Origin of the sequence: Corallococcus exercitus (genome assembly GCF_003611585.1) — a bacterium.
Classification (GTDB): Bacteria; Myxococcota; Myxococcia; order Myxococcales; family Myxococcaceae; genus Corallococcus; species Corallococcus exercitus.
Window position 1 is genome coordinate 1 of record NZ_RAVW01000027.1, and the last position, 22,594, is coordinate 22,594.

The 22,594-nt window shown below is 71.7% G+C and carries 20 protein-coding genes and 1 tRNA gene; 9 read left to right on the forward strand and 12 right to left on the reverse strand.

All coding sequences use genetic code 11. The annotated features are described in order from the left end of the window. Positions 1-252: 252 nt before the first annotated feature. The 3 genes from D7W79_RS05790 to D7W79_RS05800 all read right to left on the reverse strand — a co-directional run bounded on the left by D7W79_RS05790 (position 253) and on the right by D7W79_RS05800 (position 6,337). Positions 253-1,659, reverse strand: coding sequence for a M16 family metallopeptidase (locus D7W79_RS05790; RefSeq protein WP_120524327.1), 1,407 nt, complete (start codon positions 1,657-1,659; stop codon positions 253-255). 94 nt (positions 1,660-1,753) lie between these two features. Beyond that, the gene (locus D7W79_RS45660; RefSeq protein ID WP_276375046.1) at positions 1,754-5,665 is read right to left on the reverse strand and encodes a DEAD/DEAH box helicase; all 3,912 of its coding nucleotides are present in this window, start codon (positions 5,663-5,665) and stop codon (positions 1,754-1,756) included. Positions 5,666-5,794: 129 nt separating this feature from the next. Beyond that, on the reverse strand, positions 5,795-6,337 hold the full coding sequence (locus D7W79_RS05800; RefSeq protein ID WP_120524328.1) for a hypothetical protein: 543 nt from the start codon (positions 6,335-6,337) through the stop codon (positions 5,795-5,797). Between the two features lie 318 nt (positions 6,338-6,655). Between D7W79_RS05800 and D7W79_RS05805 the strand changes: the two genes are divergently transcribed. Continuing rightward, a complete protein-coding gene (locus tag D7W79_RS05805) occupies positions 6,656-7,078 on the forward strand; it encodes a hypothetical protein (protein ID WP_120524329.1) in 423 nt (140 codons plus the stop codon). An 84-nt stretch (positions 7,079-7,162) separates the two neighbouring features. Here the strand turns inward: D7W79_RS05805 and D7W79_RS05810 are convergent. Both D7W79_RS05810 and D7W79_RS05815 read right to left on the reverse strand, forming a co-directional pair. Then, positions 7,163-7,235 (reverse strand) — tRNA-Phe (locus D7W79_RS05810). Between the two features lie 90 nt (positions 7,236-7,325). Further along, complete coding sequence (locus D7W79_RS05815) at positions 7,326-8,126, reverse strand: sigma-70 family RNA polymerase sigma factor (protein WP_120524330.1); 801 nt, start codon at positions 8,124-8,126, stop codon at positions 7,326-7,328. Positions 8,127-8,250: 124 nt separating this feature from the next. On the opposite strand from D7W79_RS05815, the gene nhaR reads away from it, so the two are divergent. Beyond that, entirely contained in the window at positions 8,251-9,150 is a 900-nt protein-coding gene (nhaR, locus tag D7W79_RS05820; RefSeq protein WP_120524331.1) for a transcriptional activator NhaR, read from the forward strand. Between the two features lie 3 nt (positions 9,151-9,153). Here the strand turns inward: nhaR and D7W79_RS05825 are convergent, their stop codons facing one another. Continuing rightward, positions 9,154-10,752 (reverse strand): amidohydrolase, encoded by a 1,599-nt coding sequence (locus D7W79_RS05825; protein ID WP_120524332.1) that lies wholly within the window; start codon positions 10,750-10,752, stop codon positions 9,154-9,156. An 11-nt stretch (positions 10,753-10,763) separates the two neighbouring features. Further along, positions 10,764-10,985, reverse strand: a complete 222-nt coding sequence (locus D7W79_RS05830) for a hypothetical protein (RefSeq protein ID WP_120524333.1) — start codon at positions 10,983-10,985, stop codon at positions 10,764-10,766. A gap of 224 nt (positions 10,986-11,209) precedes the next feature. Between D7W79_RS05830 and D7W79_RS05835 the strand changes: the two genes are divergently transcribed. Further along, positions 11,210-12,565 (forward strand): NfeD family protein, encoded by a 1,356-nt coding sequence (locus D7W79_RS05835; RefSeq protein WP_120524360.1) that lies wholly within the window; start codon positions 11,210-11,212, stop codon positions 12,563-12,565. Continuing rightward, a complete protein-coding gene (locus D7W79_RS05840) occupies positions 12,562-13,383 on the forward strand; it encodes a slipin family protein (protein WP_120524334.1) in 822 nt (273 codons plus the stop codon). Before D7W79_RS05835 ends, D7W79_RS05840 begins: the two co-directional genes overlap by 4 nt. A 68-nt stretch (positions 13,384-13,451) precedes the next feature. Here the strand turns inward: D7W79_RS05840 and D7W79_RS05845 are convergent, their stop codons facing one another. Both D7W79_RS05845 and D7W79_RS05850 read right to left on the reverse strand, forming a co-directional pair. Further along, positions 13,452-13,967, reverse strand: a complete 516-nt coding sequence (locus tag D7W79_RS05845) for a peptidylprolyl isomerase (RefSeq protein ID WP_120524361.1) — start codon at positions 13,965-13,967, stop codon at positions 13,452-13,454. A 137-nt stretch (positions 13,968-14,104) separates the two neighbouring features. Beyond that, on the reverse strand, positions 14,105-14,596 hold the full coding sequence (locus D7W79_RS05850; protein WP_120524335.1) for a DUF2721 domain-containing protein: 492 nt from the start codon (positions 14,594-14,596) through the stop codon (positions 14,105-14,107). Between the two features lie 117 nt (positions 14,597-14,713). On the opposite strand from D7W79_RS05850, the gene D7W79_RS05855 reads away from it, so the two are divergent. From D7W79_RS05855 to D7W79_RS05870, 4 genes are all read left to right on the forward strand, one after another. After that, positions 14,714-15,199 (forward strand): MerR family transcriptional regulator, encoded by a 486-nt coding sequence (locus D7W79_RS05855; protein ID WP_120524336.1) that lies wholly within the window; start codon positions 14,714-14,716, stop codon positions 15,197-15,199. Then, complete coding sequence (locus D7W79_RS05860) at positions 15,196-17,904, forward strand: VIT domain-containing protein (RefSeq protein WP_120524337.1); 2,709 nt, start codon at positions 15,196-15,198, stop codon at positions 17,902-17,904. The genes D7W79_RS05855 and D7W79_RS05860 overlap by 4 nt, the downstream gene beginning before the upstream one ends. A gap of 101 nt (positions 17,905-18,005) precedes the next feature. Continuing rightward, positions 18,006-19,190, forward strand: a complete 1,185-nt coding sequence (locus D7W79_RS05865) for a hypothetical protein (protein WP_120524338.1) — start codon at positions 18,006-18,008, stop codon at positions 19,188-19,190. A gap of 41 nt (positions 19,191-19,231) precedes the next feature. Then, on the forward strand, positions 19,232-19,870 hold the full coding sequence (locus D7W79_RS05870) for an LURP-one-related family protein (RefSeq protein ID WP_120524339.1): 639 nt from the start codon (positions 19,232-19,234) through the stop codon (positions 19,868-19,870). Here D7W79_RS05870 and D7W79_RS05875 read toward each other — a convergent pair. The 3 genes from D7W79_RS05875 to D7W79_RS05885 form a co-directional block, all read right to left on the reverse strand. Beyond that, a complete protein-coding gene (locus tag D7W79_RS05875; protein WP_208729644.1) occupies positions 19,867-20,160 on the reverse strand; it encodes a YkvA family protein in 294 nt (97 codons plus the stop codon). The two genes, D7W79_RS05870 and D7W79_RS05875, sit on opposite strands and share 4 nt — an antisense overlap. Positions 20,161-20,253: 93 nt before the next feature. Then, positions 20,254-21,309, reverse strand: coding sequence for an ABC transporter ATP-binding protein (locus D7W79_RS05880; protein WP_120524362.1), 1,056 nt, complete (start codon positions 21,307-21,309; stop codon positions 20,254-20,256). Positions 21,310-21,396: 87 nt separating this feature from the next. Continuing rightward, positions 21,397-21,774 carry a hypothetical protein gene (locus D7W79_RS05885; protein ID WP_120524341.1) on the reverse strand — a complete coding sequence of 126 codons (378 nt, stop codon included), beginning with the start codon at positions 21,772-21,774 and terminating at the stop codon, positions 21,397-21,399. Positions 21,775-21,862: 88 nt separating this feature from the next. On the opposite strand from D7W79_RS05885, the gene D7W79_RS05890 reads away from it, so the two are divergent. Further along, positions 21,863-22,504 (forward strand): nuclear transport factor 2 family protein, encoded by a 642-nt coding sequence (locus D7W79_RS05890; RefSeq protein ID WP_120524342.1) that lies wholly within the window; start codon positions 21,863-21,865, stop codon positions 22,502-22,504. The last annotated feature ends 90 nt before the right edge of the window (positions 22,505-22,594 follow it).

Here is a 22,594-nt window from a genome sequence, read left to right on the forward strand (position 1 = left end):
CAGGCGCCCGCTCCCGACTCCGCGCCCGTGCAGCCTCCCCCGGCGCCGAGGCCTCCGGCGCCGGGGGAGGCTGCACGGGCGCGGAGTCGGGAGCGGGCGCCTGCGTGGTCGCGCACGCGGAGACGAACAGCAGCGCGGCGAGGGCGGAGCGCAGCGGGCGGGGTGTCAGCATCGGGTGAGGCCTGCTCGGGTCAGGACGGGGGGGGACGCGGGTCGCGTGAGGCCTGGCGGAACGAAGTCGGAAGGAAGCACTCATCGCGCGGCCTCCTGGCGGGCCGGGGTGGCGGAAGGCGTGGTGGGGACGAGCCAGCCCACCGTGCGGTGGTCGGGGTTGAAGATGCGGGCGGCCAGCGCCTTCACGCCGTCGCGAGTGACCTTCTCGTAGCGCGTGGGCGCGTCGAGCAGGGCCTTCCAGTCACCTCGGAAGGTGGCGGCGTTGCCCAGCTCGCGGGCGCGGCCGTCGTTGGTCTCCAGCTTGCGCCAGAAGGTGGCCAGGGCGACGTTGCGCGCCTTCTTCAGCTCCGCGTCGGTGACGCCGTCCTTCGCCACGCGGGCCAGCTCCGCGGTGAGGAGCGCCTCGGTCTTCGCCAGGTCGCCGCCCGGCGGCAGGTCCACGTAGAACCACGTGAGCGTCGGGTCAAAGCCGCCGGCGGTGGTGCCGCGGACGCGGATGGCCACGCGCGCTTCATCCACCAGCTTGCGGTGCAGGCGCGACGAGTCACCGTGGGTGAGGATGAGGCCCAGCAGCTCCAGCGTCTCCGCGTCCGGGTCGTTGGCGGCGAGGCCGTGGTAGGCGACCTGGAGCAGCGGGGACTGCGCCAGCCGCTTCACGACGATGCGCCGCTCGCCCTGCTGCTCGGGCTCCTTCGTGCGCACGGGCTCCGGCGCGGGCTGCGAGGGGATGGTGCCGAGCGTGGCCTCCACCTGCTCGAAGACACGCGCCGGCTCCACGTCGCCCGCGATGACGAGCGTGGCGTTGTTGGGGGCGTAGTACGTCTTGAAGTAGCGCTGGAGGTCCTCCATGCGCCAGGACTCGATGTCGGACGGCCAGCCGATGACGGGGATTTGATACGGGTGCGCGACGAAGGCGGTGGCCTGCATCTGCTCCTGCAGCGCGCCGCCGTTGTCATTGTCCACGCCGGAGCGGCGCTCGGAGTAGACGACGCCGCGCTCGGACTCGATGACCTTGGGGTCGAAGGCGAGCGACTGGAGCCGGTCCTGCTCCAGCTCCAGGATGAGGGGCAGCGCGGAGGCCGGGAACCAGTCCAGGTAGACGGTGACGTCCTCGGAGGTGAAGGCGTTGTTGGCGCCGCCGTTGGCCTCCATGACGCGGTCGAACTCACCGGGGCCGTACTTCTTCGCGCCGTTGAACATCATGTGCTCGAAGAAGTGGGACAGGCCGGTGATGCCGGGGCGCTCGTTGCGGCTGCCCACGCGGAACCAGTTGGCGAGCGCCACGTTGGGGATGTCGTGGTCCGGCCAGACCACGACGGTGAGCCCGTTCTTCAGCGTGCGGGCCTGGATGTCGGAGCCTGGCTTCGCGGCGGGGGTGGAGGCGGCGGCGGGCTTCGCGGACGGCTCGGAGACGGCCTGGGCCCCGGCCTGGGGCGCACCCAGGAGGGCCAGACAGGCGAACCACGACAACGGTGGACGGAACATCCTTGCTCCTGGGGAGGGACCACGGCGGCGCCCGGGAACGGGCGGCAGCGCACCCTATTCCAGAAACGCAGCGCCCGGGCGTGGAGGCTCCGGCTCAATCCCCGGGCGGCCCCGCACCGAAGCGCAGCAGTCCCAGCAGCTGCTCCGGTGACAGCGCGGCGGCGCCGTCCGCCTCCGAAAGCAGGCTGTCCGCCAGGTCCCGCTTCTCCGCGTGAAGGGCGAGGATGGCCTCCTCGATGGTGCCTTCGGAGACGAACCGCGTCACGGTGACGGGGCGCGTCTGGCCGATGCGGTGGGCCCGGTCCGAGGCCTGGTCCTCCACGGCGGGGTTCCACCACGGGTCCAGGTGGAGGACGTGGTCGGCGCCGGTGAGGTTGAGGCCGGTGCCGCCCGCCTTGAGCGAGATGAGGAAGAGCGCCCCCTCTCCCCGCTGGAAGGCCTCCACGCGCGCCTGCCGCTCCGCCGCGGGTGTCCGCCCGTCCAGGTACTGGAACGTGATGCCCCGCGCCTCCAGCGCGTCGCGCACCAGGGCCAGGTGGCGCACGAACTGGCTGAAGACGAGCGCGCGGCCCCCTTCCGCCAGCAGTTCATCCACCCGCTCCAGGACGCGCTCCAGCTTGGAGGAGGCCATCCCCGTGTCCGGATCCACCAGGCGGGGATGACAGGCGGCCAGCCGCAGCCGGGTGAGCGCGGCCAGCATCTCGAAGCGCTGGTCTCCACCAGGAGTTCCCTCGCCCAGTCGCGCCAGGGCCGCGAGCCGCACGTCGTCATACAGACGCCGCTCGGTAGGCGACAAGGTGACGGGCACCACCGTGTCCATGCGCGGAGGAAGCTCGCGCGCCACCTGGGCCTTGGTGCGGCGCAGGAGGAAGGGACGCACCAGCCGGGCCAGGGATGCGCGGGCGTCCGCGTTCCGGTCCCGCTCGATGGGGACCGCGAACCGCGCGTGGAAGGACTCACGCCCGCCCAGCAGGCCTGGGAAGAGCAGGTGGAAGAGGCTCCACAGCTCGGACAGGCGGTTCTCCACGGGAGTGCCGGTGAGGGCCACGCGGGCTTCGCACTTCACGGTGCGCAGCGCGCGGGCCCTCGCGGTGTCCGGGTTCTTCACTGCCTGCGCTTCGTCCACCACCAGCGTGGCGAAGGTCACGTCCGCGAGCTTCGTGGCATCCCTCGCCAGCAGGCCGTAGCTGATGATCAGCACGTCCCGGGGCCCCAGCAGGGACGGCAGGGCGTCGCGGTCCGCGTCCTGCCAGACGTGCACGCGCAGCGATGGCGCGAAGCGAGCGGCCTCGCGCACCCAGTTGCCGCGCAGGGACGTGGGCGCCACCACCAGCGCGGGCCCGTCCGCCGCGCGGGACAACAGCAGGGCCAGCGCCTGGACCGTCTTGCCCAATCCCATGTCATCCGCCAGGCACGCGCCCGCGCCCCACGACGCCAGCCGCGCGAGCCACACGAAGCCCTCGCGCTGGTAGTCGCGCAGCTCCGCCTTCAAGCCCCGGGGCACGCGCACCGGACGCGCGTGGGCGTCGTGGATGCGCTTCGCCAGCCGGCGCCAGTCCGGAGGCGCCTGGACGCTCACGCCGGCCTTCTCCAGCGTGTCCAGCACGGGCGCCGCCGCGGCGCTCACCTCCAGCCCCTTCCGTCCCGGATGCGCTACGTCCGCGAGCGGGGTCAGCTGCTCACGTAGCGCATCCGTGAGGCGCATCCAGCGCCCCTTCCCCAGCGGGACGTAGCGCTGGCGGCGGCGCACGGCCTCCAGCAGGATGGCCAGCTCCACACGCGCGCCATCCAGCTCCACGCCCCCCTTCGCGCCGAACCAGTCGTGCTCCCGCAGGACCTGGACCCGGACGTCCGCGGTCTCCACGCGCGTCACCGTCCACGGCTGCTCCGCCCACTCCACGCGCACCTCCGGGCCCGTGAGCGGCTCCAGTGCCTCCAGGAGCTGAAGCGCGTCCTCCGCGGTGTCACGCGTGAAGTGATACATCCCGGCCGGCAATGACAGACGTGTGAGGAGCGCGTCCGCCTGCGCGCGCTCCGCATCCAGGGCGCGCCGGACCATGACGCGCTCATTGCCGCGCTGGCCCCGGACCACGGGAGCCCCCTCGCCCACGGGCTGTGGAGCTGCCTCCGGGAGCGGCCTCACGAGGAGCGAAACCTCCAGCGCGGAGTCCTCCACCGCGCGCAGCCGCACCAGCACGCCCGGGCTGGCCTCCACGGGGCGGGGCTCCAGGGACGGCGGCAGCGCCACGGGGAAGGCCGCCTCCAGCGCGGAGAGGTGGCCCAGCAACGCCTCGCGCTGGTGTTCGGACACATAGACGCCGTGGCGCGCCAGGGACTCGAGCAGGGGCACCGCGCCCGGGGGAACGGACACCAGGGTGACGCTCGGCCCGCCGGGCTCCACAAGCAGCCAGGGCTGGGGAGCCTCCGGCCCACCGGGAGGTGGCGTCAGGGCCTCCGGGGGCACGGGGCGTCCGTCCACCGCAGGCCGCAGGCGCAGGGCCTTTGCGTCCTCTTCCAGGGCGAAGCCCAGCGGCGCTTCCCGCACCCGCGCGGCCGCGTCCGGAGCGCCGGCCAGGCGGAGGCGGGGGCTGTGCGCGAGCGAGCGCAGGGCCTGGAGCAGCAGCGTGTACGACGCGCCGTCCCCGAGGCCGTCTCCCAGGTACGCGCCGTTCCGGTCCATGCGCTCCTCCGCGTCGAGGAGCGACCAGGCATGGCGTTCGTCCGGATCCTGAAGCGTCCGGAGCGCCTTGTCGCGGTCGTACCAGGTGACGGCGCGGCCTTGGGAAAGGCCGCCCCTCTTCGAGGGCACGTGCAGGTAGGGCTGGAGCCGCCAGCCGCGCGGGGGTTCGGGCTCCAGCCGGAAGGTGACGAAGTCACCGGTCGCCGGAGCGTCGTGCACCGCCTGCGCCAGGAGAGACCCTTCCAGCGCGGACAGGAGCGCACGGCCCGGCACTTCGAACAACAGCTCCGCCAGCCTCGCGGCGACAGCGGCGTGCTTCGGAAGCACCAGGAACGCCAGCGCCGCGTCCACGGCGGTCAATGCGTGGACACAGGAAGCCTCTTCCGCCCTGGGCGAGCACGGACAGCACAGGCCGGGGCGGCCCTCCATCATGGCGCGAGGGTCGAGCACCACGGCGCCCCCGTCCTCCTCCGCGCCGCACGCGTCACAAGGCTCCCATGCCGCCAGCTCCGGCTCCTTCACGAGCAGCCGCAAGAGGGCCTCCTGGAGGATGGCCCTGGGTGCGGGCGACAGCAGCCGGGGCATGGCCTCGGCGCGGATCCGCGCGCGGCTCCGCACGAGCGCATCCCGCAGCGGCGCGAGGCGGTCGTCCATCTGGGGAGGCAACGGCGTCGTGGAGGCTTCACGGGCCAGCCCCCGCGACACGCGCCCTGCCTCGTCACGCACCCAGCGCCAGGCGGCCTCCGCGAGCGCGTCCTGCTCGCTGCCCCTCAAACGCCGGAGCTTCGAGGTGCCCCCCAGCGCATCCACCACCGTGGCCTTGCGCAGCGCGGAGCGCGCGTGGCGCGTGACGGAGTCGGGCACCAGGGACGCCAGCACGGCCAGGGGCACGGTCCGGGCACGCTCCACGTGGTGCTCCACGAGCCACGCCTGGAGGGCGTCGGAAGTGGCGGGCCGCGACGAGGCCTTCGCGAGGCGCGGGGAGGCGGGCTTCCGCTCATGGGGAGCGGAGGACTGGAGCCACGCGAGCCAGACCGCGACCGCGTGCGAGCAGACCCCTTCGTTCCAGTAGGCGTCGCATTGACACTCCAGCATCAACCCGTCGGAGCCAGGGTCCACGCAGAGGGATGCTTCGAACGTGCGCCCGTGGCCGTCGGAGACGGTCCCCGCCACACAGTCCGGGAAAGGGGGCCCCACGTCCACCGCGTCCCGGACGAGCCACCTCCGGGCTTGCACGAGCAGCTCCCGGTCGGCCAGTTCGTGGAGATGCTTGCGCGTGAGCCGCTGCTGGAGCGAAGGGGCTGGCGACGAGGGGAGGCCGGGCATCGCATGGGAAAACTACCCATGGGGTGGTCTTCCGACGAGCCCTACCCTCAAGTCGTCACGCCGGGCCCTCCGCGAGGGGACGCCTGCCGGCCGGGCATGCGCTCCCCGCAGCCGCTCCCGCTCGCGGGGCTACGCGCCCAGCACCTGCCGCAGCACGGCCTGGAAGTAGTTCGTGCTGCCGATGTGGCCCGCGTGCAGCTTGGCGGACTGGTGGAGCCGCTGGGCGACGGCCTCGTACTCCGCCTGGCTGACGTCGCGCAGGGACAGGTACAGGCGGGCGGCGGCGCGCAGGTAGGAGAAGAGCGGGTTCTTGTGATGGCCGTCGGGCCGGCGCGCGAGGTGGCGGTAGAGCTGGGAGAACTCCTGGTCGACCTCCGCGTGGCGCGTGTCGCGGCAGAAGCCGGCGGCGGTGGCCTCGATGAGGAAGAAGAACGGCTCGTACTCGGGGAAGGGCGGCCGGGTGAAGTCGGGGGGCTGCTTGTTCCCGGTCCACAGCGCGGAGACGGGCTGCAGGCGCACGTGGGCGGTGACGTCGCCGAAGCGCACGGGCACCTCGTCGCCCACGGGCTTCACCTGGCCCTGTTCGTCCCGTTCCACGGGGATGAACAAGCGCATGGGGTCCTCCACCTTCACGCCCGCCTTCTCCAGCTCCGCCACCACGTTCGCGTCCATTGCGTTGATGTTCCTCCGGGACTCCCATCTACCGCGTCGCGCCCGGATGTGCACCCGGGACGCGGAGGGACCGCACGCAAGGCTCCTGGAACCAACGAAGGCACGACCCGGATGAACCACGAGCTGCCTCCCGTATTCCCAACCTGCCCCGCGGGCCCCCGTACCGGGAGTGCCGTTGACAGCGAGGAGGTGAAGTCCTCGAATGAAACACAGTCCTTCCAGAGGTGACACATGTCTCAACGCATTCCCCCGATACTCATGCTGTGTCTGGCTTTTGGTGGTCTTGTCACGGGCTGCGGCGGAGGCAGCCTGGAGGCGGTGAGCACCTCCGAGTGCTCCACGGGCATGAAGTGGACGGGCGGCGACAGCGGCAACGCCCTGATGCATCCCGGTGGCAACTGCATCCAATGTCATGCGGACCGGGGCGAGGGGCCGAAGTTCGTGGTGGCGGGGACCGTCCTGGCCACCGCGCACGAGGCGGACGACTGCGCGGGCCTCGAGGGCGCCCAGGTCGTCATCACCGACGCCAATCAGAAGACCTACCCACTGACGGCCAATGCCTCCGGCAACTTCTTCCTCAAGGCTGGAGACGCGAAGGACTTCGCGTTCCCCTACACCGCCCGCGTCACCCACGGTGGCACCCAGTGGGCCATGAACACCGCGCAGGGCACCGGGGCCTGCGGCTCCTGCCACACCGTGGCCGGCGCCAATGGCGCCCCCGGACGCATCAGCCCCCCGTAGCGACGCCGCCCGCCAGCGCGGGCAATGAAAAGAAGAAGGGCGCCGGACCGGAGTCCGACGCCCTTCAGATTCTTCTTACTGGTGTGCCCAAGGGCGGAATCGAACCACCGACACGGGGATTTTCAGTCCCCTGCTCTACCGACTGAGCTACTTGGGCGTACCGCGCACCGCGAGCGGCAGCGCCGATTTACGGTTCCTGGCTCGCGCCGTCAACCTCTTTCCGCCAGCCCTCCCCCTCGCCCGACACTCAGGCCGCCAGCCGGGGCGATTCGCTGTCCCAGGCCGTGCACCCCGCCGTCAGCTTCTGGCGCAGCTTCTGGCGCAGCCCCTGTTCGATCTGCCGGATGCGCACCGCCGTCACCCCGAAGCGCTTCGCCAGGAACTCCGCGCTCACCCCGTCCTCCGCCAGCATCCGCTCCTTCACCAGCGCCCGCTCCCGAGCGTCCAGCTCCGGCCAGGCCTCCGCCACGCTCTGGTGCAGCTTCTCCGCCCAGGCGCCCCGGTCCGCCAGCTCCTCCGCCGAGTCCTCGTCCGACTCCAGCATGTCCAGTCGCGTCACGTCCCCCTCCCACCCCAAGGGCGCGTTCAACGACACGTCCTTCGCCAGGGCGTCCGACCCCCGCGCCACCTCCTCCTCCCGCTTGCCCAGCGCCTCGGCCAGCCGCTTCGTCACTTCCGGGTGGCCCTCGCCCCAACGGGCCTCCAGCCGCGCACGCTCGCGCCTCAGCTGGAAGACGATCCACGGCGCGCGGCCCCCCGCCACACTCCAGGTGCGGGACACGTACGCCCGGATGCGCGCGCGGATCCACTGCTGCGCGTAGGCGCCGAACGGCACACCCCGCTCCTCGAACCGGCGCGCCGCCTCCACCAGGCCGACGTTGCCCTCTGACATCAGCTCCTCCAGCGACAGGCCCGTCCAGCGGTACTTCCAGGCCAGCCGGCGGACCAGCTCCAGGTGCCCCCGCACCCGCATCTCCACTTCGGCCGAGTCCACCTCGGCCCCGACAAGCTCCACCGTGGACTCGCGCTCCTCGTAGATGGCTTCCATGAACGCAACCTCCCCAATCAATCCCCCGCGCACCCATCGCGCGGTGACGGGGATAGAGATAAGCGGCCGCGACTCTTAAAAAAATGAGCTAGTTTGGATGAAACCCTTCGGTTAAACCTAAGTCATGGCGTGGCTCAACTACCACCATCTCCTGTATTTCTGGACGGTTGCGCGGGCGGGCAGCATCGCCAAGGCGAGTGAGGAGCTGCGCCTCGCCCAGCCCACCATCAGCGCCCAGATCAAGCTGCTGGAGGAGTCGCTGGGCCACCAGCTCTTCGAGCGCAAGGGCCGCAAGCTCGTCCTGTCCGACGTGGGCCGCACCGTCATGCGCTACGCGGATGAGATCTTCCGCCTGGGCAACGAGCTGAAGAACGTCGTCTCCGGCCTGCCCACCGGGCAGCAGCTGCGCCTCAACGTCGGCGTGCTCGACGTCATCCCCAAGCTCGTCGCCGAGCAGCTGCTCAAGCCCGCGCTGGAGGCGGGCCCCTCGCTGCGCATCATCTGCCGCGAGAGCCCCCTGCCCCAATTGCTTGCACAGCTGGCGCTGCATGAGTTGGACGTGGTGCTCGCGGACGCCCCCGGCTCCGAGCCCGTCAGCGTCCGGTCCTTCAACCACCTGCTGGGCAAGTGCGGCGTGACGTTCTTCGCGGCCCAGCCGCTCGCGCACCTGCGCAAGGACTTCCCGCGCTCGCTCGACGGCGCGCCCATGCTGCTGCCGTCGGAGGAGTCCTCGGTGCGCCGCTCGCTGGACCTGTGGTTCGAGCGGCTCGGCATCCGGCCCCTCATCGCGGGTGACTTCGACGACAGCGCGCTGCTCCAGGCCTTCGGACAGAAGGGCCACGGCATCTTCGCCATGCCCTCCATCATCGACGCCGAGGTGCAACGGCAGTTCAACGTCACCGCCATCGGGCACACCGACGAAATCGAGCAGTGCTTCTACGCCATCACCGTGGAGCGCCGCCTGCGCCACCCCGCCGTCGTCGCCATCGCCGAGGCCGCGCGCTCGCACATCTTCGGCGGCTGAGGCTCACTCCGCTGCCCGGAACACCTCCGCGCCCGCCACCACCGTGGCCAGCACGCGCGCGTCCACCAACTCGAAAGCGGGCCCTTCCAGCGGATCCGCGGACAGCGCGACGAAGTCCGCGTCCAGGCCGGGCTTCAGCCTTCCGCGCCGAGCCTCCTCGAAGGACGCCCACGCGGGCCCCACCGTGAAGCCCTCCAGCGCCTCCGCCGCGCTCAGGCGCTCTTCCGGATACCAGCCACCTTCCGGCCAGCCCTTCGCGTCCTGCCGCGTGCGCGCCGCGTAGAGCCCCGCGAGCACGTCCGGATTCTCGATGGGGAAGTCGCTGCCCAGCGCCAGGTGCGCGCCCGCGTCCTTCAACGTGCGCCACGCGTATGAGCCCTTGAGCCGCTCGCGCCCCAGCCGCGTCTCCGCCCAGGGCATGTCGCTGGTCGCATGCGTGGGCTGCACGCTGGCCACCAGCCCCGCCGCGCCCAGCCTGCGGATGTCCTCCAGCCGCAGAATCTGTGCGTGCTCCACGCGGTGACGCAGGGCCTGCGTGCCCGTCCGCTCCGCGCCTCGCAAGAGGACGTCCACGACCAATGTATTGGCACGGTCTCCAATGGCGTGGATGCACACCTGGAAGCCCCGGGCCATGAAGGCCTGCGCCCGGGCCTCGAGTTCCTCGGGAGCGAGGAGCAACAGGCCGCGCTGGCCGGGCTCATCGCTGTAGTCGTCGTGCAGCGCCGCGCCCCGGCTTCCCAGTGCTCCGTCCGCCAGGAACTTCACCGAGCGCATCGCCAGGTGCCGCCCCTGCCACGGCCCCTGCTCCAGATAGGTGTGGCGCTGCTCACCCTGCCCCGCCGCCATCGCGTACACGCGCAGGGGCAGCGTCCCCGCCGCGTCCCACGCCTGCAACGTGCGGAACGCGTGGAGGTCCATGCCCGCGTCGTGCACGCCCGTGAGCCCGACCTGCGCGCAACGCTCCAGCGCGGCTCGCAGCCGGGTCTCCAATTGCTCGCGCGTGGGCGTGGGGATGGCGGCCTCCACCACGTCCATCGCGTTGTCCACGAGGACGCCGGTGGGCTCGCCCCTCGCGTCGCGGAGGATGCGGCCTCCTTGCGGATCCGGCGTGTCCCGCGTGATGCCCGCGCGGCGCAGCGCCTCGCCGTTCACCCAGGCCGCGTGATGATCCACCCGCGTGAGGAACACCGGCGTCGTGGGGAAGCGCGCATCCAGCTCCGCGCGGCCGGGAAACGCGGCGCCGGGCCACTCGTTCTGATCCCACCCCTTGCCGAGCAACCAGTCTCCCTGGAAGCTCGAAGCGGGCGCCTTCGCCAGACGCTGGACCACGTCCTCCACCGAAGGCGCCTTCTCCAGGCGCACCGTGGTCAGGCTCTTCCCCAGGCCGTGCAGGTGCGCATGCGCGTCCACCAGACCGGGCACCACCGTGGCCCGGCCCAGGTCCACTTCTCGCGCGGTGGGCCCCGCGGCGGCACGCACCTCCGCGAGCGTCCCCACCGCGAGCAACCGCCCGTCACGCACCGCCAATGCTTCCGCGCGCGGACGCGCTGGATCCAACGTCCAGACGCGCTCCGCCCTGTAGACCGTGGTCTCCGCCGTCATGGCGCGGAAGACTACTCGCCACCCCCGGGGGTGCCAGCATCCACGTCCGGCGCATTGACGGGGCCTGCGGGGCCCGCCGGTTCGTTGGGCACGTTCTGGATGGTCTCGCGGGCCGTGTCCGGGCCCTGGATGGGCATCTGGTCGTCCGTCCCCGCGGGCTGGGTGGTCTTGCAGGCCACCGCTCCAGCAGCGGTCAGGCCCAGAGCAGCGATGAGCAGCACGGCACGGCGCATGAAACCTCCTGGGAGAAATTCGAGAGGCCGACCCTAGGGAGGTGCGTCCTCCTCCAGCAACGCGCATCCCCTGCAACGTCCAACATTGGATGCACAAGCAGGACGCCGGGCCCCTCCTGCCCGCATGCCCTCCAGGCCCCCGGCTTCACTCACGGTCCGCCAGAAGGCCAATGCACATCGTTGTCCGAGTACGTGTGCGCACGGTGCGCGCACCGGGGGCGGACATGCGGGAGCACGTCGACAGGAGGAGGTGGCGCCGTCACGTCCTGTGGGGCTGGCTCCTGGCGTTCCTCTTCGCGGGCCTCGTCGCTCCGGCGGCTCCCGCGTCACCGTCCTTCGTCGCGCGATGCGAGCTGGAAGGCGTGGTGGATACCGGGTCGGGCGCGTACCTCGCGGACTGCGTGAAGCGCGCGGAGGACGGCGGGGCCACGGCGCTGCTCGTTCGGTTGGACACGCCGGGCGGATCACTGGAGGCCACCCGCGCCGTGGTGCGAGCGTTCCTGGGCTCGCGCGTCCCCGTGCTCGTGTGGGTAGGGCCTTCCGGCGCGCGTGCTGGCAGCGCGGGCGTGTTCATCTCACTGGCCTCGAACGTGAGCGCCATGGCGCCGGGGACGAACATCGGCGCGGCGCATCCCGTGGGCTTGGGGGGCCAGGACGTTGAGAAGAGCGGAGGCGAGCAGCTCGCCCGGAAGGTGGAGAACGACACGGTCGCCTTCGCGGAGGGCATCGCACGGCAGCGGGGCCGCAATCCGGATTGGGCCGCGGCCGCCGTGCGCGACAGCGCCAGCGTTCCCGCGGACCGCGCCGTGGAGCTTCGCGTGGTGGAGCTCGTCGCCCCCACCGAGGCCGCGTTCCTCAACGCCGTGGATGGCCGCCGCGTGGAGGTGGCCAGTGGGGACAGCGTGACGCTCGCCACCCGCGATGCCCACGTGGTGTCCCTGGAGCCCGGGCTGTCACAGCAGGTGGTGCATGCGCTCGCGCAGCCCTCCATCATCTACCTGCTGTTCCTCACCGCGGCGCTGGGCCTGGTGGTGGAGCTGTCCCATCCAGGCGCGGTGGCACCGGGGCTCGTTGGCAGCGTGGCGCTGGTGCTGGCGTTGATGGCTTCGGCGACGCTGCCGGTGCGCTCGGGCGCCGTGGTGCTGATGCTCGTGGGCATGGGGCTCATCCTCGCGGAGCTGTTCGTCACCAGTGGCCTCCTGGGGGCCGCGGGCGTGGGCCTGCTGATATTGGGCGGCGTGTTCCTGGTGGATCGCTTCGAACCGGGCTGGTTCGTGGAGCCGTCCTTCCGCCTGTCGTGGGGCGTGATGCTTCCGACAGCGCTCGTGTTCGCGGGGACCGCGGCCTTCATCGCGTACCGCAGCGCCCAGACGCGCAAGCTGCCGCAGCGGGGCGGCGACGCGGGCCTCGTCGGCGAGGCGGGCACGGCGCTGGGCCCTGTCACACCTTCTGGCGGCGAGGTGTTCGTCCACGGCGAGCGCTGGCGCGCCGTCTCCTTCACTCCCATCCGCGAGGGCGCGCAGGTCGTGGTGCGCGCCGTGGAAGGGCTCACCCTCACCGTCGCGGAGTCGATGCCATGAACGAGCTGTTCGGAGCCCTGGGGTGGCTCATCCCCGTGGCCGTGCTGTTCCTCCTCTTCATCTCCGGCGTGCGCATCGTCACCGAGTACCAGAACGGCGTCGTGTTCCGGCTGGGCCGCTACGTGGGCCTCAAGCGCGCGGGCTTCCGCTGGCTCATCCCCTTCATTGAACGCATGGTGATCATCGACCTGCGCACCGTCGCGCGCGACGTGCCCCCGCAGGACGTCATCACCAAGGACAACGTCAGCGTGAAGGTCAGCGCCGTCGTCTACTTCCGCGTCATGCAGGCGGACAAGGCCGTGCTCCAGGTGGAGGACTACCTCTACGCCACCAGCCAGATCGCGCAGACGACCCTGCGCGCCATCCTGGGCCAGGTGGAGCTGGACGATCTCCTGTCCCAGCGCGAGCGCATCAACCACGAGTTGCAGCAGGTGCTCGACGCGCGCACCGGCCCGTGGGGCATCAAGGTCTCCAACGTGGAGGTGAAGCACATCGACCTGCCGCTGGAGATGCAGCGGGCCATCGCGCGGCAGGCCGAGGCCGAGCGCGAGCGCCGCGCGAAGATCATCGCCGCGGAAGGCGAACACCAGGCCGCGGAGAAGCTGGCCCAGGCCGCGGACGTGCTCAGCCGCAACCCCGCCACGCTCCAGCTGCGCTACCTGCAGACGCTGGTGGAGATCACCGGCGGTGGCAACCACACCATCCTGCCCATTCCCCTGGAGCTCCTGCGCGCGTTCGGCGTGATGCCCACGCAGCCCTCCCGCCCGGAGGTGGCGCGAGAGGAGGAGGACGAGGACGCGTCCCACGGCCTGTCCTGAAACGGCGAAGGTCCACCCGCGCGCGAGGCACGGATGGACCTTCCGGGTGAGACGCGGCGAGGGCCGGATTACAGCTGGCCGCTGTCCTCGATCTTCACGGGCTGGCGCGTCGCGCCGGACTGGCTGCCCACGCCTTCAATCTTCTTCACCACGTCCATGCCCTCGACGACCTTGCCGAAGACGACGTGCTTGCCGTCGAGCCACGGGGTCGCGATGGTGGTGAGGAAGAACTGCGAGCCGTTGGTGTTGGCGCCGGCGTTCGCCATGGAGAGGAAGCCCGGGCCGGTGTGCTTGTGCTTGAAGTTCTCGTCCGCGAACTTCTCGCCGTAGATGGACTCGCCGCCCGTGCCGTTGCCCGCGGTGAAGTCGCCGCCCTGGCACATGAACTGCGGGATGACGCGGTGGAAGGACGAACCCTTGTAGTGCAGCGGCTTGCCACTGCGGCCGACGCCCTTCTCACCCGTGCACAGGGCGCGGAAGTTCTCGGCGGTCTTGGGAACTTCGTCGGAGAACAGCTCCATCACGATGCGGCCGGCGGGCTGGCCACCAATCGACATGTCGAAGAAGACCTTGGTGTTTGCCATGTTCACGTGCTCCACGGTGTGGGTTGAGCCAGAGGCTTCGGAATCCAGCGCGGTACCAGGCGCGCGGGCCGGGACGTACCAGACCCTCGCGTCTCGGAGGCACCCGCTAGCACCTTCGCGTGCGCTGCGGAACAAATTCAGGCCTTCGGTGGGCCGCCCGGCTGCCCGTCGCGGAAGAGGTCTTCGCGCTCCAGTGCGATGGCGCGGCGACTCAACCGCAGCGACGCCAGGGCCAGCACCGCCGTGGAACCCAGCAACCCCACGCCCAGGGAGAAGGACATCACCGGCAGCCCCTCCGGCACCGCGACGCTGCGGCGCAGCAGGTACAGCAGCGACGTCACCACGAAGGACAACAGCGCCGCGTAGGTGAAGCCGATGGCCCTGGCGAGGATGGCGTGGCGGCGGTCCATGATGGCCACCTCCTCGCGCAGCAGCGAGCGGCGCGCATGGCCCTCCGGCAGCGTGCGCCATTCCCGGACCATGTCCCGCATGCGCGCGGTGATGCGTGAGATTTGATTGTCCAGGCCCGTGGCCAGGATGCCGCACCCGGACACCATCACCGCGGGCGTCACCGCCGTGCCAATGAGCTGGATGGAGGAGGGGTCCAGGCCGTCCACGACGCCATTCATGCCCCCTTCTGTCACACCGCCCGCCCGGCCGCCACCTCCAGGAAATCCCGACACCACCGCTGACGAATCGCCACCGACGTCTTGACACCCTAACTGTCACAACCTACTGTCAGGTTCGTGAGCACGCCCAAGACACAGACGGAGTGGAAGCTGACCGCGCTGGCGGAGGAGGTGGGCGTCTCGCCTCGCACGGTCCGCTATTACGTCCAGCGGGGCCTGCTGCCCGCGCCGCCCTTCAAGGGGCCGGACACGGTCTACGGGGAGGAGCACCGGGTGCGGCTCAAGGCCATCCGGGTGCTCCAGGCGAGGTTCCTGCCCCTGGACGCCATCCAGGCGGAGCTGTTGCGGCTGTCGCCGGAGGAGCTGCGCCGGTTGGCGGAGACGCCGGTGGGCCCCGGGACGTTGCCGGAAGAGGCCCCCCGACTGCCGCCCCCCCGGCCTCCGGGAAAAGACCCGACGGTGGAGGTGGCGCGTTACCAGCGCTGGCTCCTGGCGCCGGGGTTGGAATTGCACGTGTCGGAGCAGGCGGAAGCGAAGGTCCGGGCGCTGGCGGAGCGGGTGCGCGCCCTCATCGAGGAGTCCCAGGAAGGAACGCCGTCATGAACGAGCAGGCGAAGTGTGGGCTGTTCACGCGTGAGGGGGCCCAGGTGCCCCTGCAGGGGGTGGAGGTCTCCGGTGAGCTGCTCGGGGGGCACGCGCGGGTGCGCGTGGCGCAGCGCTATCGCAACGACGAGAAGAAGCCGGTGGAGGCCATCTACACCTTCCCCCTGCCCTCGGACGCGACGCTGAGCGCCTTCTCCATGACGTGCGCGGGCCGCCGCGTGGCCGGCGTGGTGAAGGAGCGCGAGGCAGCCTTCCGCGCCTACGACGACGCCATCACCGAAGGGCATGGCGCGGCGCTGCTGGACCAGGAGCGCGCCAACGTCTTCACCGCGCAGGTGGGCAACCTGCTGCCGGGTGAGGAGACCCTGGTGGAGGTGGAGTTCCTTCAAGCGCTCACCTCCGAGGAGGGCAGCGTGCGATGGATGCTGCCCACGCTGGTGGCGCCCCGGTACATCCCCGGCCCGGTGCGCGGCGACCGCACGGGCCACGGCAGCGCGGCCCCGACGGCGCGGGTGCCGGACGCGGACCGCATCTCCCCGCCCCAGGGCCCGGTGGACTACGGGCTGCGCATGGACCTGCTCATCGACGTGGGCCGTGACGTGGTGGTGGAGAGTCCGTCCCACCGGATCACCGTCACGAAGGACGGCACCCGCACGCGGGTGAACCTCCAGCGCGACTCGCTCTACAAGAACCTCGCGGGCGACGAGGTGGCGCTGGATCGGGACGTGGTGCTCACGATGCGCAACGCCAACCCGGACGCGATGCTCACGCCCGTGGTCGCGCACCGGAAGGCGGAAGGGCCGGGCACGTTCGCGCTCACCGTGGTGCCGGACCTGCTGAACCTGGCGGCGGCGCCACCCCGGCAGGAGGTGGTGTTCGTGGTGGACACGTCCGGCTCCATGGCCGGGGACAGCCTGCCCCAGGCCCAGGCCGCGCTCCGGCTGTGCCTGCGCCACCTGCGCGAGGGCGACCGCTTCAACGTCATCGCGTTCGAGAACTCGTTCCGCTCCTTCTCCGCGCAGACGGTGCCGTTCACCCAGCGCACGCTGGAGCAGGCGGACGCGTGGGTCGCCGGGCTGAAGGCCTACGGCGGCACGGAGCTGCTGGAGCCGATGGTCGCCGCGATGAAGGCCGCGCCAGACGGCGTGGTGGTGCTGCTGACGGACGGACAGGTGGGCAACGAGAGCGAGATCCTCAACGCGGTGCTCGCGGCGCGCGGGGCGGGGCGGGTGTTCTCGTTCGGCATCGGCACCAACGTGAGCGACGTGCTCTTGCGCGAACTGGCGCGGCGCACGGACGGCGCGGTGGAGTTCATCCACCCGGGGGAGCGCATCGACGAGAAGGTGGTGGCGCAGTTCTCACGGGCGCTCGCGCCTCGCGTCACCGACCTGGAGGTGCGCTTCGACGGCGTGGAGGCCAGTGAGCTGGCGCCGGCCACGCTGCCGCCGCTGGTGGACGGCACGCCGTGGACGCTCTTCGGGCGCTATGCGCAGGCGGGCACGGGCAGCGTGACGCTCAAGGGGAGGTCGGGCCGGGAGCCCTTCTCCCTCACGGTGCGGCTGGACCTGCCCTCGCTGTCGGACCGGCCGGTGGTGGAGAAGTTGTGGGCCGCCGAGCGCATCCGGGGCTGGATGGACGCGGGGCTCGTGGGCCGGCGCGCGGACGCGATGAAGGAGCGCATCGTGCGGCTCGCCATCGAGCATCAGCTGGCCACGCAGTACACGTCCTTCGTGGTGGTGGAGGAACGCCAGGGCGACCGTCGCGCGTCGGGCACGCCGGAGACGCGCGTGGTGCCGGTGAACGCGCCCGCGGGCTGGAGCATGTTCAACCCGGCCCCTGGGGACGTGGACGACGAGGCGGAGGAGCTGGTGCCGGCGCGGGCGCCCGGGATGAAGCGGATGGCCTCGAAGCCGATGCCCGCGCCCGGGGCGATGCCCGGTGCGGTGGGCCGCTCCCGGGGCGGCGCGGTGCCCCCGCCTCCGCCGAGCGTGTCCGCACCCGCACCCGCACCCGCGTTCGCGCCCGAGCTGTCGTCGGAGCCCACCACCGGGTCCTCCTTCCAGGCGGGGTCCGCGGATGGTGCCGGGGCCATGAGGCCTGGTGCCGCGCCCAAGGCGCGCAGGGAGCAGGAGTCCGCGAAGAAGGCGAAGGGCGGCCTCATCGACCGGCTGATGTCCGCCTCGTCGAAGCTGCTCACCGCCCCCGAACTGGAGGGGCGGCCCTCCGCCCAGGCCGCGTCGAGCGCCCAGAAGGACAAGGCGGAGGTGCTCTACGAGCAGGAGGAGGTCTCGCTGCCGTCCGTGGCGGAGGCGTCCATCGCCACCGAGGACGTGGGGAGCCTGCTGGGCCAGCAGCTCGCGAACGGCCTGTGGGCCGGCGCGGGTGAGGGGCCGGAGCCGGTGCGCCAGGCCCGCGCCACCGCGCGGGTGCTGCTGGTGCTCCTGCGCGAGGGCATCACCAGTAGCCACCCGCTGCACGGCGCGCAGGTGAAGAAGGCGGTGGACGCGCTGCTCGCGCTGGCCGCGCAGCTCACCCAGGCGCCGGACGTGGCGGAGCTGGCGCTGGGCGTCGCGTGGCTGGTGGCGGCGGGTCCGCGCACGCGGGGCCGCATCGAGCAGGCCGCGAAGCCCCTCCCGGGCCTGGGCGGGCGGATGGGAGACACGGCCGCGCTCCGGCAGCACGTGGAGACGCTGGCGACGCGGTAGGCCGCCGCGTGGCGTCACCTGGGCTCCGTGCCTCCTCTCCGGGAGGACCGGGGTCCCGGGTCTCCCGCCTTTTCACGGGGGTCGACTAGGGTTGCGCCCGCATGCTCCTCGCGCCCTTCGTCCTGGCCGTCCTCGTCGCAGCGCAGCCCGGTCCTTCTCCCCAGGGAGGCACGGCATCCCCGGGGGCCGCGGCCCCTGTCACGGCTCCTGGCTCCCCTGCCCCCGCGCCTGCGGACGCGGTGTCCACGCCGCCGCTCGTGGCGAGTGACGAGACTTGCGCCGCCGAGTCCGACTACGCGGCGGGCTTCGATGCGCTGGTGCGCGGCGAGGACGCGCGGGCGCTGGAGTTGCTGGAGCGGGTGCTGCTGGTGTGCCCCCGCCATCCGTACGCGCCGGAGTTGGCGCGGCTGGCGCGGACGCGGCTGGAGCCGGGCGCGCGGCTGGCGCAGGACACGCTGGCGCGGCCGGTGGACGCGGAGCCAGAGGCGACCTTGAAGGAGGGACCGTCGCAGGGGGCGCGGGCGTCGTTGACCGTCGTGCAGACGCTGCACGGCATCACCCAGGGCGTCCTGCTGTGCTCCATCGCCAACTGCCAGGACGGGCGCGCGTTCGTGGCGGTGTCGCTGCTGGGCGGCGGCGCGGGGGCGGCGATTTCGATGCTCGCCACCCGGAGCGGGCTGACGCAGGGCCAGGCGGCGGCCATCAACTCCGGCACGGTGTGGGGCTTCGGCTACGGCCTTGCGTCCACGAGCACGTTCGACCTGGAGGGGGAGAGTTCCACGGGGGCGGTGATGGTGGGGGCGCTGGGCTTCACGGGCCTGGGCATCCTGGTGGCGGAGTTCGCGCGGCCTACCGCCGGACAGGTGTCGCTGGCGAACTCCGGCGGACTGTGGGCGGGCGTGGTGGCGGGGCTGCTGATGGCCACCCAGAGCGGCGAGACGCGCGACTTCATCGCCCTCGAGCAGGGCGTGGTGGGCGCGGGCCTCATCACCTTCGCGCTGGTGGGGCGCAACCTGGACATCTCCCGGGGCCGGGTGCTGCTCATCGACGCGGGCGGCATCCTGGGCGGCCTGGTGGGGCTGAGCGCGCTGTTCCTGGCGTTCAACGACGACCATGGGGACGCCCTCCTGGTGGGCACCGCCGTGGGCGTGGTGGCCGGCCTGGGGACCGCGACCTTCCTCACGCACGACTTCGACGAGCCCGATGATGCCCCGACCGTCTCCGTCGTCCCGGCGACGCTGGGACGCCACGGGGGGCTGGGGCTGGCGGTGCTGGGCCAGTTCTAGCCTTAAGCTGCCCGCTTCGTTCCGCCGTCCCGGAGCCGCCCATGCCCGTCGAGTCCCAGGCCCTGACCCTCTTGCGTGGTGAGCATGCGCTGCGCGTGCGGCAGGTGAAGGAGTGGGGCGAAATCCTCACCGGCTTCGAGGGCCGCAACCGCTACGAGGTGGTGGGCAATGACGGAGGCCCGCTCTTCTTCGCGGGCGAGGTGGGCGGCGGCGTGGGGCTGTTCATCCTGCGCAGCTTCCTCAAGGCGAAGCGGCCCTTCACCATGGAGCTCAAGTCCACGAGCGGGGAGACGCTGCTGCGGCTGCGCCGTCCGTGGCGCTTCTGGCTGTCCCGCATGGAGGTGGAGGACGGCGAGGGGCGGTACCTGGGCGCCATCCAGCAGCGCTTCCGGTTCTTCACCCGGGCCTACGACGTGCTCGGGCCTCGCGACGAGGAGCTGGCCCACTTGAGCGGGCCGTTCTTCCGGCCGTGGACGTTCAACGTGGAGCAGCAGGGCCGCGAGGTAGGCACCATCGCGAAGCGGTGGAGCGGGTTCGGCAAGGAGATGTTCACGGACGCCGACAACTTCGGCGTCCGGTTCGACGGCCTCAACGACCCGCATGTCCGCACGCTGGTCGTGGCCGCCACGTTCCTCATCGACTTCGTGCACTTCGAAAACCGCCGCGAGAGCAGCGGCTAGGAGTGCCGGCGCAGCGAGGGCTCGCGCGTGCGGCCCTCCTCGTCACGCGGAAGGCCGTCGAGCTCCGGCTCGCCGGACAGCGTGCCGGGACGCCAGCGCTGGACCTCGCGCACCATGAAGAACGCCGCGGCGGACAGCACGCCCAGGTCGTCCAGCCAGCCAACCACCGGGATGAAGTCCGGAATCACATCCACCGGCGACACGAAGTACAGGACGGCCAGCAGCCCGGCCAGCTTGCGCCACGTCGCCACCCGGGGGTCGCGAACGTAGTGGAAGAAGCGGGTCCCCATTCCTCGAAGGCCTGCGATGTTCATACCCCTCCCTACGCATGGGGGACGCGGGTGATTGCATCACCCCGGCCCGGCGCTTGCACGCCCGGTGTGCTAGCGGGCCTGCCCGGGTGTCTCCTCCAGCACGTCCGCGCGGCCTGAGACCTCCAGACGGGCGCGGCTGCCCTCGCGCAGGGTGGACGCGGGGGCCGTGCGCACCACCAGCGCCATGCCCGCGCAGGACACGGTGAGGTCCACGTGCGCGCCCCGGAAGGCGCGCTCCAGCACCTCCGCTCGCAGCGCGCCGCCCACCGCGACGCCGTCCGTGTCGGGGACGAGCCGCAGCGCTTCCGGGCGCAGGGAGAGCATCACCTCGCCGCGCGCATCGCTGCTCAGCGGCAGGTTGCCCAGGGCCGTGCGCGCGACGCGTCCGAAGGCGGAGCCGGGCAAGAGGTTGGTGCCGCCCAGGAAGTACGCGGCGAAGGCGGTGCGCGGCGCTTCGTAGACGGACTCCGGCGTGCCCTGCTGCTCCACCGTGCCCGCGCGCAGCAGCACCAGCCGGTCCGCGAAGGCCAGCGCGTCCCCCACGTCGTGCGTGGCGAAGAGCACGGCGGTGCCTCGCGCCTTGAGCACGCGGCGCCACTCCCCGAGGACGGTGGCACGCAGGCCCGCGTCCATTCCCGCGAAGGGCTCATCCAGCACCAGCAGCTTCGTGCCGGAGGCCAGCGCGCGCGCCAGCAGCACCCGCTGCCGCTGTCCACGGGAGAGCGTGCCGCAGGTGCGCGACTCCAGGTCTTCAAGCTGGAACAGCGCCAGCAGGCCACGCGCGTGCGCCAGGCCTTCGCCCTTCGGCTGCACGCCCATCACCACGTCGCGCACGGTGAGGCCGGATTCGAGTTCGGCGTCGTGGAGGACGCGGCGCAGGGGGCGCTGCTCCGGGGGCACGAACGTGTCCGGCCCCGCGAGCACGCGGCCATCCAGCGTGACGGTGCCGGACGTCGGCTGCTCCAGGCCCGCCACCAGCCGCAGCAGCGCGGTCTTCCCGGAGCCGGAGGTGCCCATCAGCGCCACCGCGTCGCCCGGCTCCAGCGCCAGCGTCACGTCCCGCACCGCCGGGGCTGCGGCGCCGAGGAACTTCAGGGTGAGGGCATCGAGCGAGAGGAAGGCCATGACGGCGGGCACACTACGGTGCGGCACTGGCCGGGCCAAGCACCGGGTCCCGCCCGCTGGGGACTGCTGGACGCCCGGTGGACACGGTTACACGTAGATGTGCCACGCCGCGATCCAGGCGAACACGGCCGGCAACAGCGCAACCCACGCGGGCCACTGTGGCGTGCCGGAGCGGAACGCCCAGACCATGAAGCCCAACCCCAGCCAGGCGAAGACGCGCTCCATCCGCTCCAGTCCCTCCATGAGCGCCTCCAATGGCACCTGCATTTCCACCGCCATCAGGGCAGGCTTGTTGAGGACGGGATTCATCACCTTCCACTCCAGGTGGCTGTAGAGGTCGCAGGTGTTCATGGCCGCGGCGCTGAGCCCCAGGCTCACGAGCGCCCGCGTGAAGGACCTGGATTGCCACAGGCCCCGCCATCCGCTCGCTCGGGGAGCCCCCGCTTCGTCCGCTTCAGGTTCCATCGCAGGACACGCTACCCGAACCGGCTGCGGCGCTTCCCACCGTGAGGCTAGGCTCCCGACCCGTTCTTCCCCTCTTCAGGGAGTCCCCATGTCGCGCCTGCTCATCGCTTGTGCCGTCCTGCTGGGAGCCACGTCCTTCGCCCAGGCCCCCGCCGCCCCTCCGTCTCCGCCCAAGGCCGCGACCGCTCCGGCCGCCCCCGCCGCTCCGGCGAAGCCGAACCCGCTGAAGGCCGCCGCGGACCGCACCCAGGCCGCGCTCGCGCAAGTGCCCAAGGCGAAGCCCGAGGACGTGAAGTCCATGGACGCCATCCTCAAGGCCCTCTACGACGTCATCAGCGGGCCGGCGGGGACGCCTCGCGACTGGCAGCGCTTCCGCTCCCTCTTCTACCCGGGCGCCCAGCTCATCCCGCTCGTGAAGCCCCCGGGCGCGACCACGCTCGCGGCCCGCCCCATCACCCCGGAGGACTACGTGACGTGGGGCCAGGAGGCCACCGCGACGCACGGCTTCTTCGAGAAGGAGACCGCGCGCCAGACGCACGCCTTCGGTGCGCTGGTGCAGGTGATGAGCACCTATGAGGCGCGCGGCACGCAGGACGGGCCGCTCATCGCCAAGGGCGTCAACAGCATCCAGCTCTTCAACGACGGCCAGCGCTGGTGGGTCATGAACATCTTCTGGATCGACGAGAACACCGCCGGCCTCAAGGTGCCCAAGGACCTCACGCAGAAGTAGCCACTCCGCGCCAACGAAGAGGGCCGGGTCCCGGAGCGCGCATCCCGCGTCCCGTGCCCGGCCCTCCCGTGTTTCAACCTACTGCCCTGA

Excerpts from the sequence above, each read along its gene's own strand:
- D7W79_RS05790 (WP_120524327.1), bottom strand. The coding sequence starts at position 1,659 with ATGTTCCGTCCACCGTTGTCGTGGTTCGCCTGTCTGGCCCTCCTGGGT.
- D7W79_RS45660 (WP_276375046.1), bottom strand. The coding sequence starts at position 5,665 with ATGCCCGGCCTCCCCTCGTCGCCAGCCCCTTCGCTCCAGCAGCGGCTC.
- D7W79_RS05800 (WP_120524328.1), bottom strand. The coding sequence starts at position 6,337 with ATGGACGCGAACGTGGTGGCGGAGCTGGAGAAGGCGGGCGTGAAGGTG.
- D7W79_RS05815 (WP_120524330.1), bottom strand. The coding sequence starts at position 8,126 with ATGGAAGCCATCTACGAGGAGCGCGAGTCCACGGTGGAGCTTGTCGGG.
- nhaR (WP_120524331.1), top strand. The coding sequence starts at position 8,251 with ATGGCGTGGCTCAACTACCACCATCTCCTGTATTTCTGGACGGTTGCG.
- D7W79_RS05825 (WP_120524332.1), bottom strand. The coding sequence starts at position 10,752 with ATGACGGCGGAGACCACGGTCTACAGGGCGGAGCGCGTCTGGACGTTG.
- D7W79_RS05830 (WP_120524333.1), bottom strand. The coding sequence starts at position 10,985 with ATGCGCCGTGCCGTGCTGCTCATCGCTGCTCTGGGCCTGACCGCTGCT.
- D7W79_RS05835 (WP_120524360.1), top strand. The coding sequence starts at position 11,210 with ATGCGGGAGCACGTCGACAGGAGGAGGTGGCGCCGTCACGTCCTGTGG.
- D7W79_RS05840 (WP_120524334.1), top strand. The coding sequence starts at position 12,562 with ATGAACGAGCTGTTCGGAGCCCTGGGGTGGCTCATCCCCGTGGCCGTG.
- D7W79_RS05845 (WP_120524361.1), bottom strand. The coding sequence starts at position 13,967 with ATGGCAAACACCAAGGTCTTCTTCGACATGTCGATTGGTGGCCAGCCC.
- D7W79_RS05850 (WP_120524335.1), bottom strand. The coding sequence starts at position 14,596 with ATGAATGGCGTCGTGGACGGCCTGGACCCCTCCTCCATCCAGCTCATT.
- D7W79_RS05860 (WP_120524337.1), top strand. The coding sequence starts at position 15,196 with ATGAACGAGCAGGCGAAGTGTGGGCTGTTCACGCGTGAGGGGGCCCAG.
- D7W79_RS05865 (WP_120524338.1), top strand. The coding sequence starts at position 18,006 with ATGCTCCTCGCGCCCTTCGTCCTGGCCGTCCTCGTCGCAGCGCAGCCC.
- D7W79_RS05870 (WP_120524339.1), top strand. The coding sequence starts at position 19,232 with ATGCCCGTCGAGTCCCAGGCCCTGACCCTCTTGCGTGGTGAGCATGCG.
- D7W79_RS05875 (WP_208729644.1), bottom strand. The coding sequence starts at position 20,160 with ATGGGGACCCGCTTCTTCCACTACGTTCGCGACCCCCGGGTGGCGACG.
- D7W79_RS05880 (WP_120524362.1), bottom strand. The coding sequence starts at position 21,309 with ATGGCCTTCCTCTCGCTCGATGCCCTCACCCTGAAGTTCCTCGGCGCC.
- D7W79_RS05885 (WP_120524341.1), bottom strand. The coding sequence starts at position 21,774 with ATGGAACCTGAAGCGGACGAAGCGGGGGCTCCCCGAGCGAGCGGATGG.
- D7W79_RS05890 (WP_120524342.1), top strand. The coding sequence starts at position 21,863 with ATGTCGCGCCTGCTCATCGCTTGTGCCGTCCTGCTGGGAGCCACGTCC.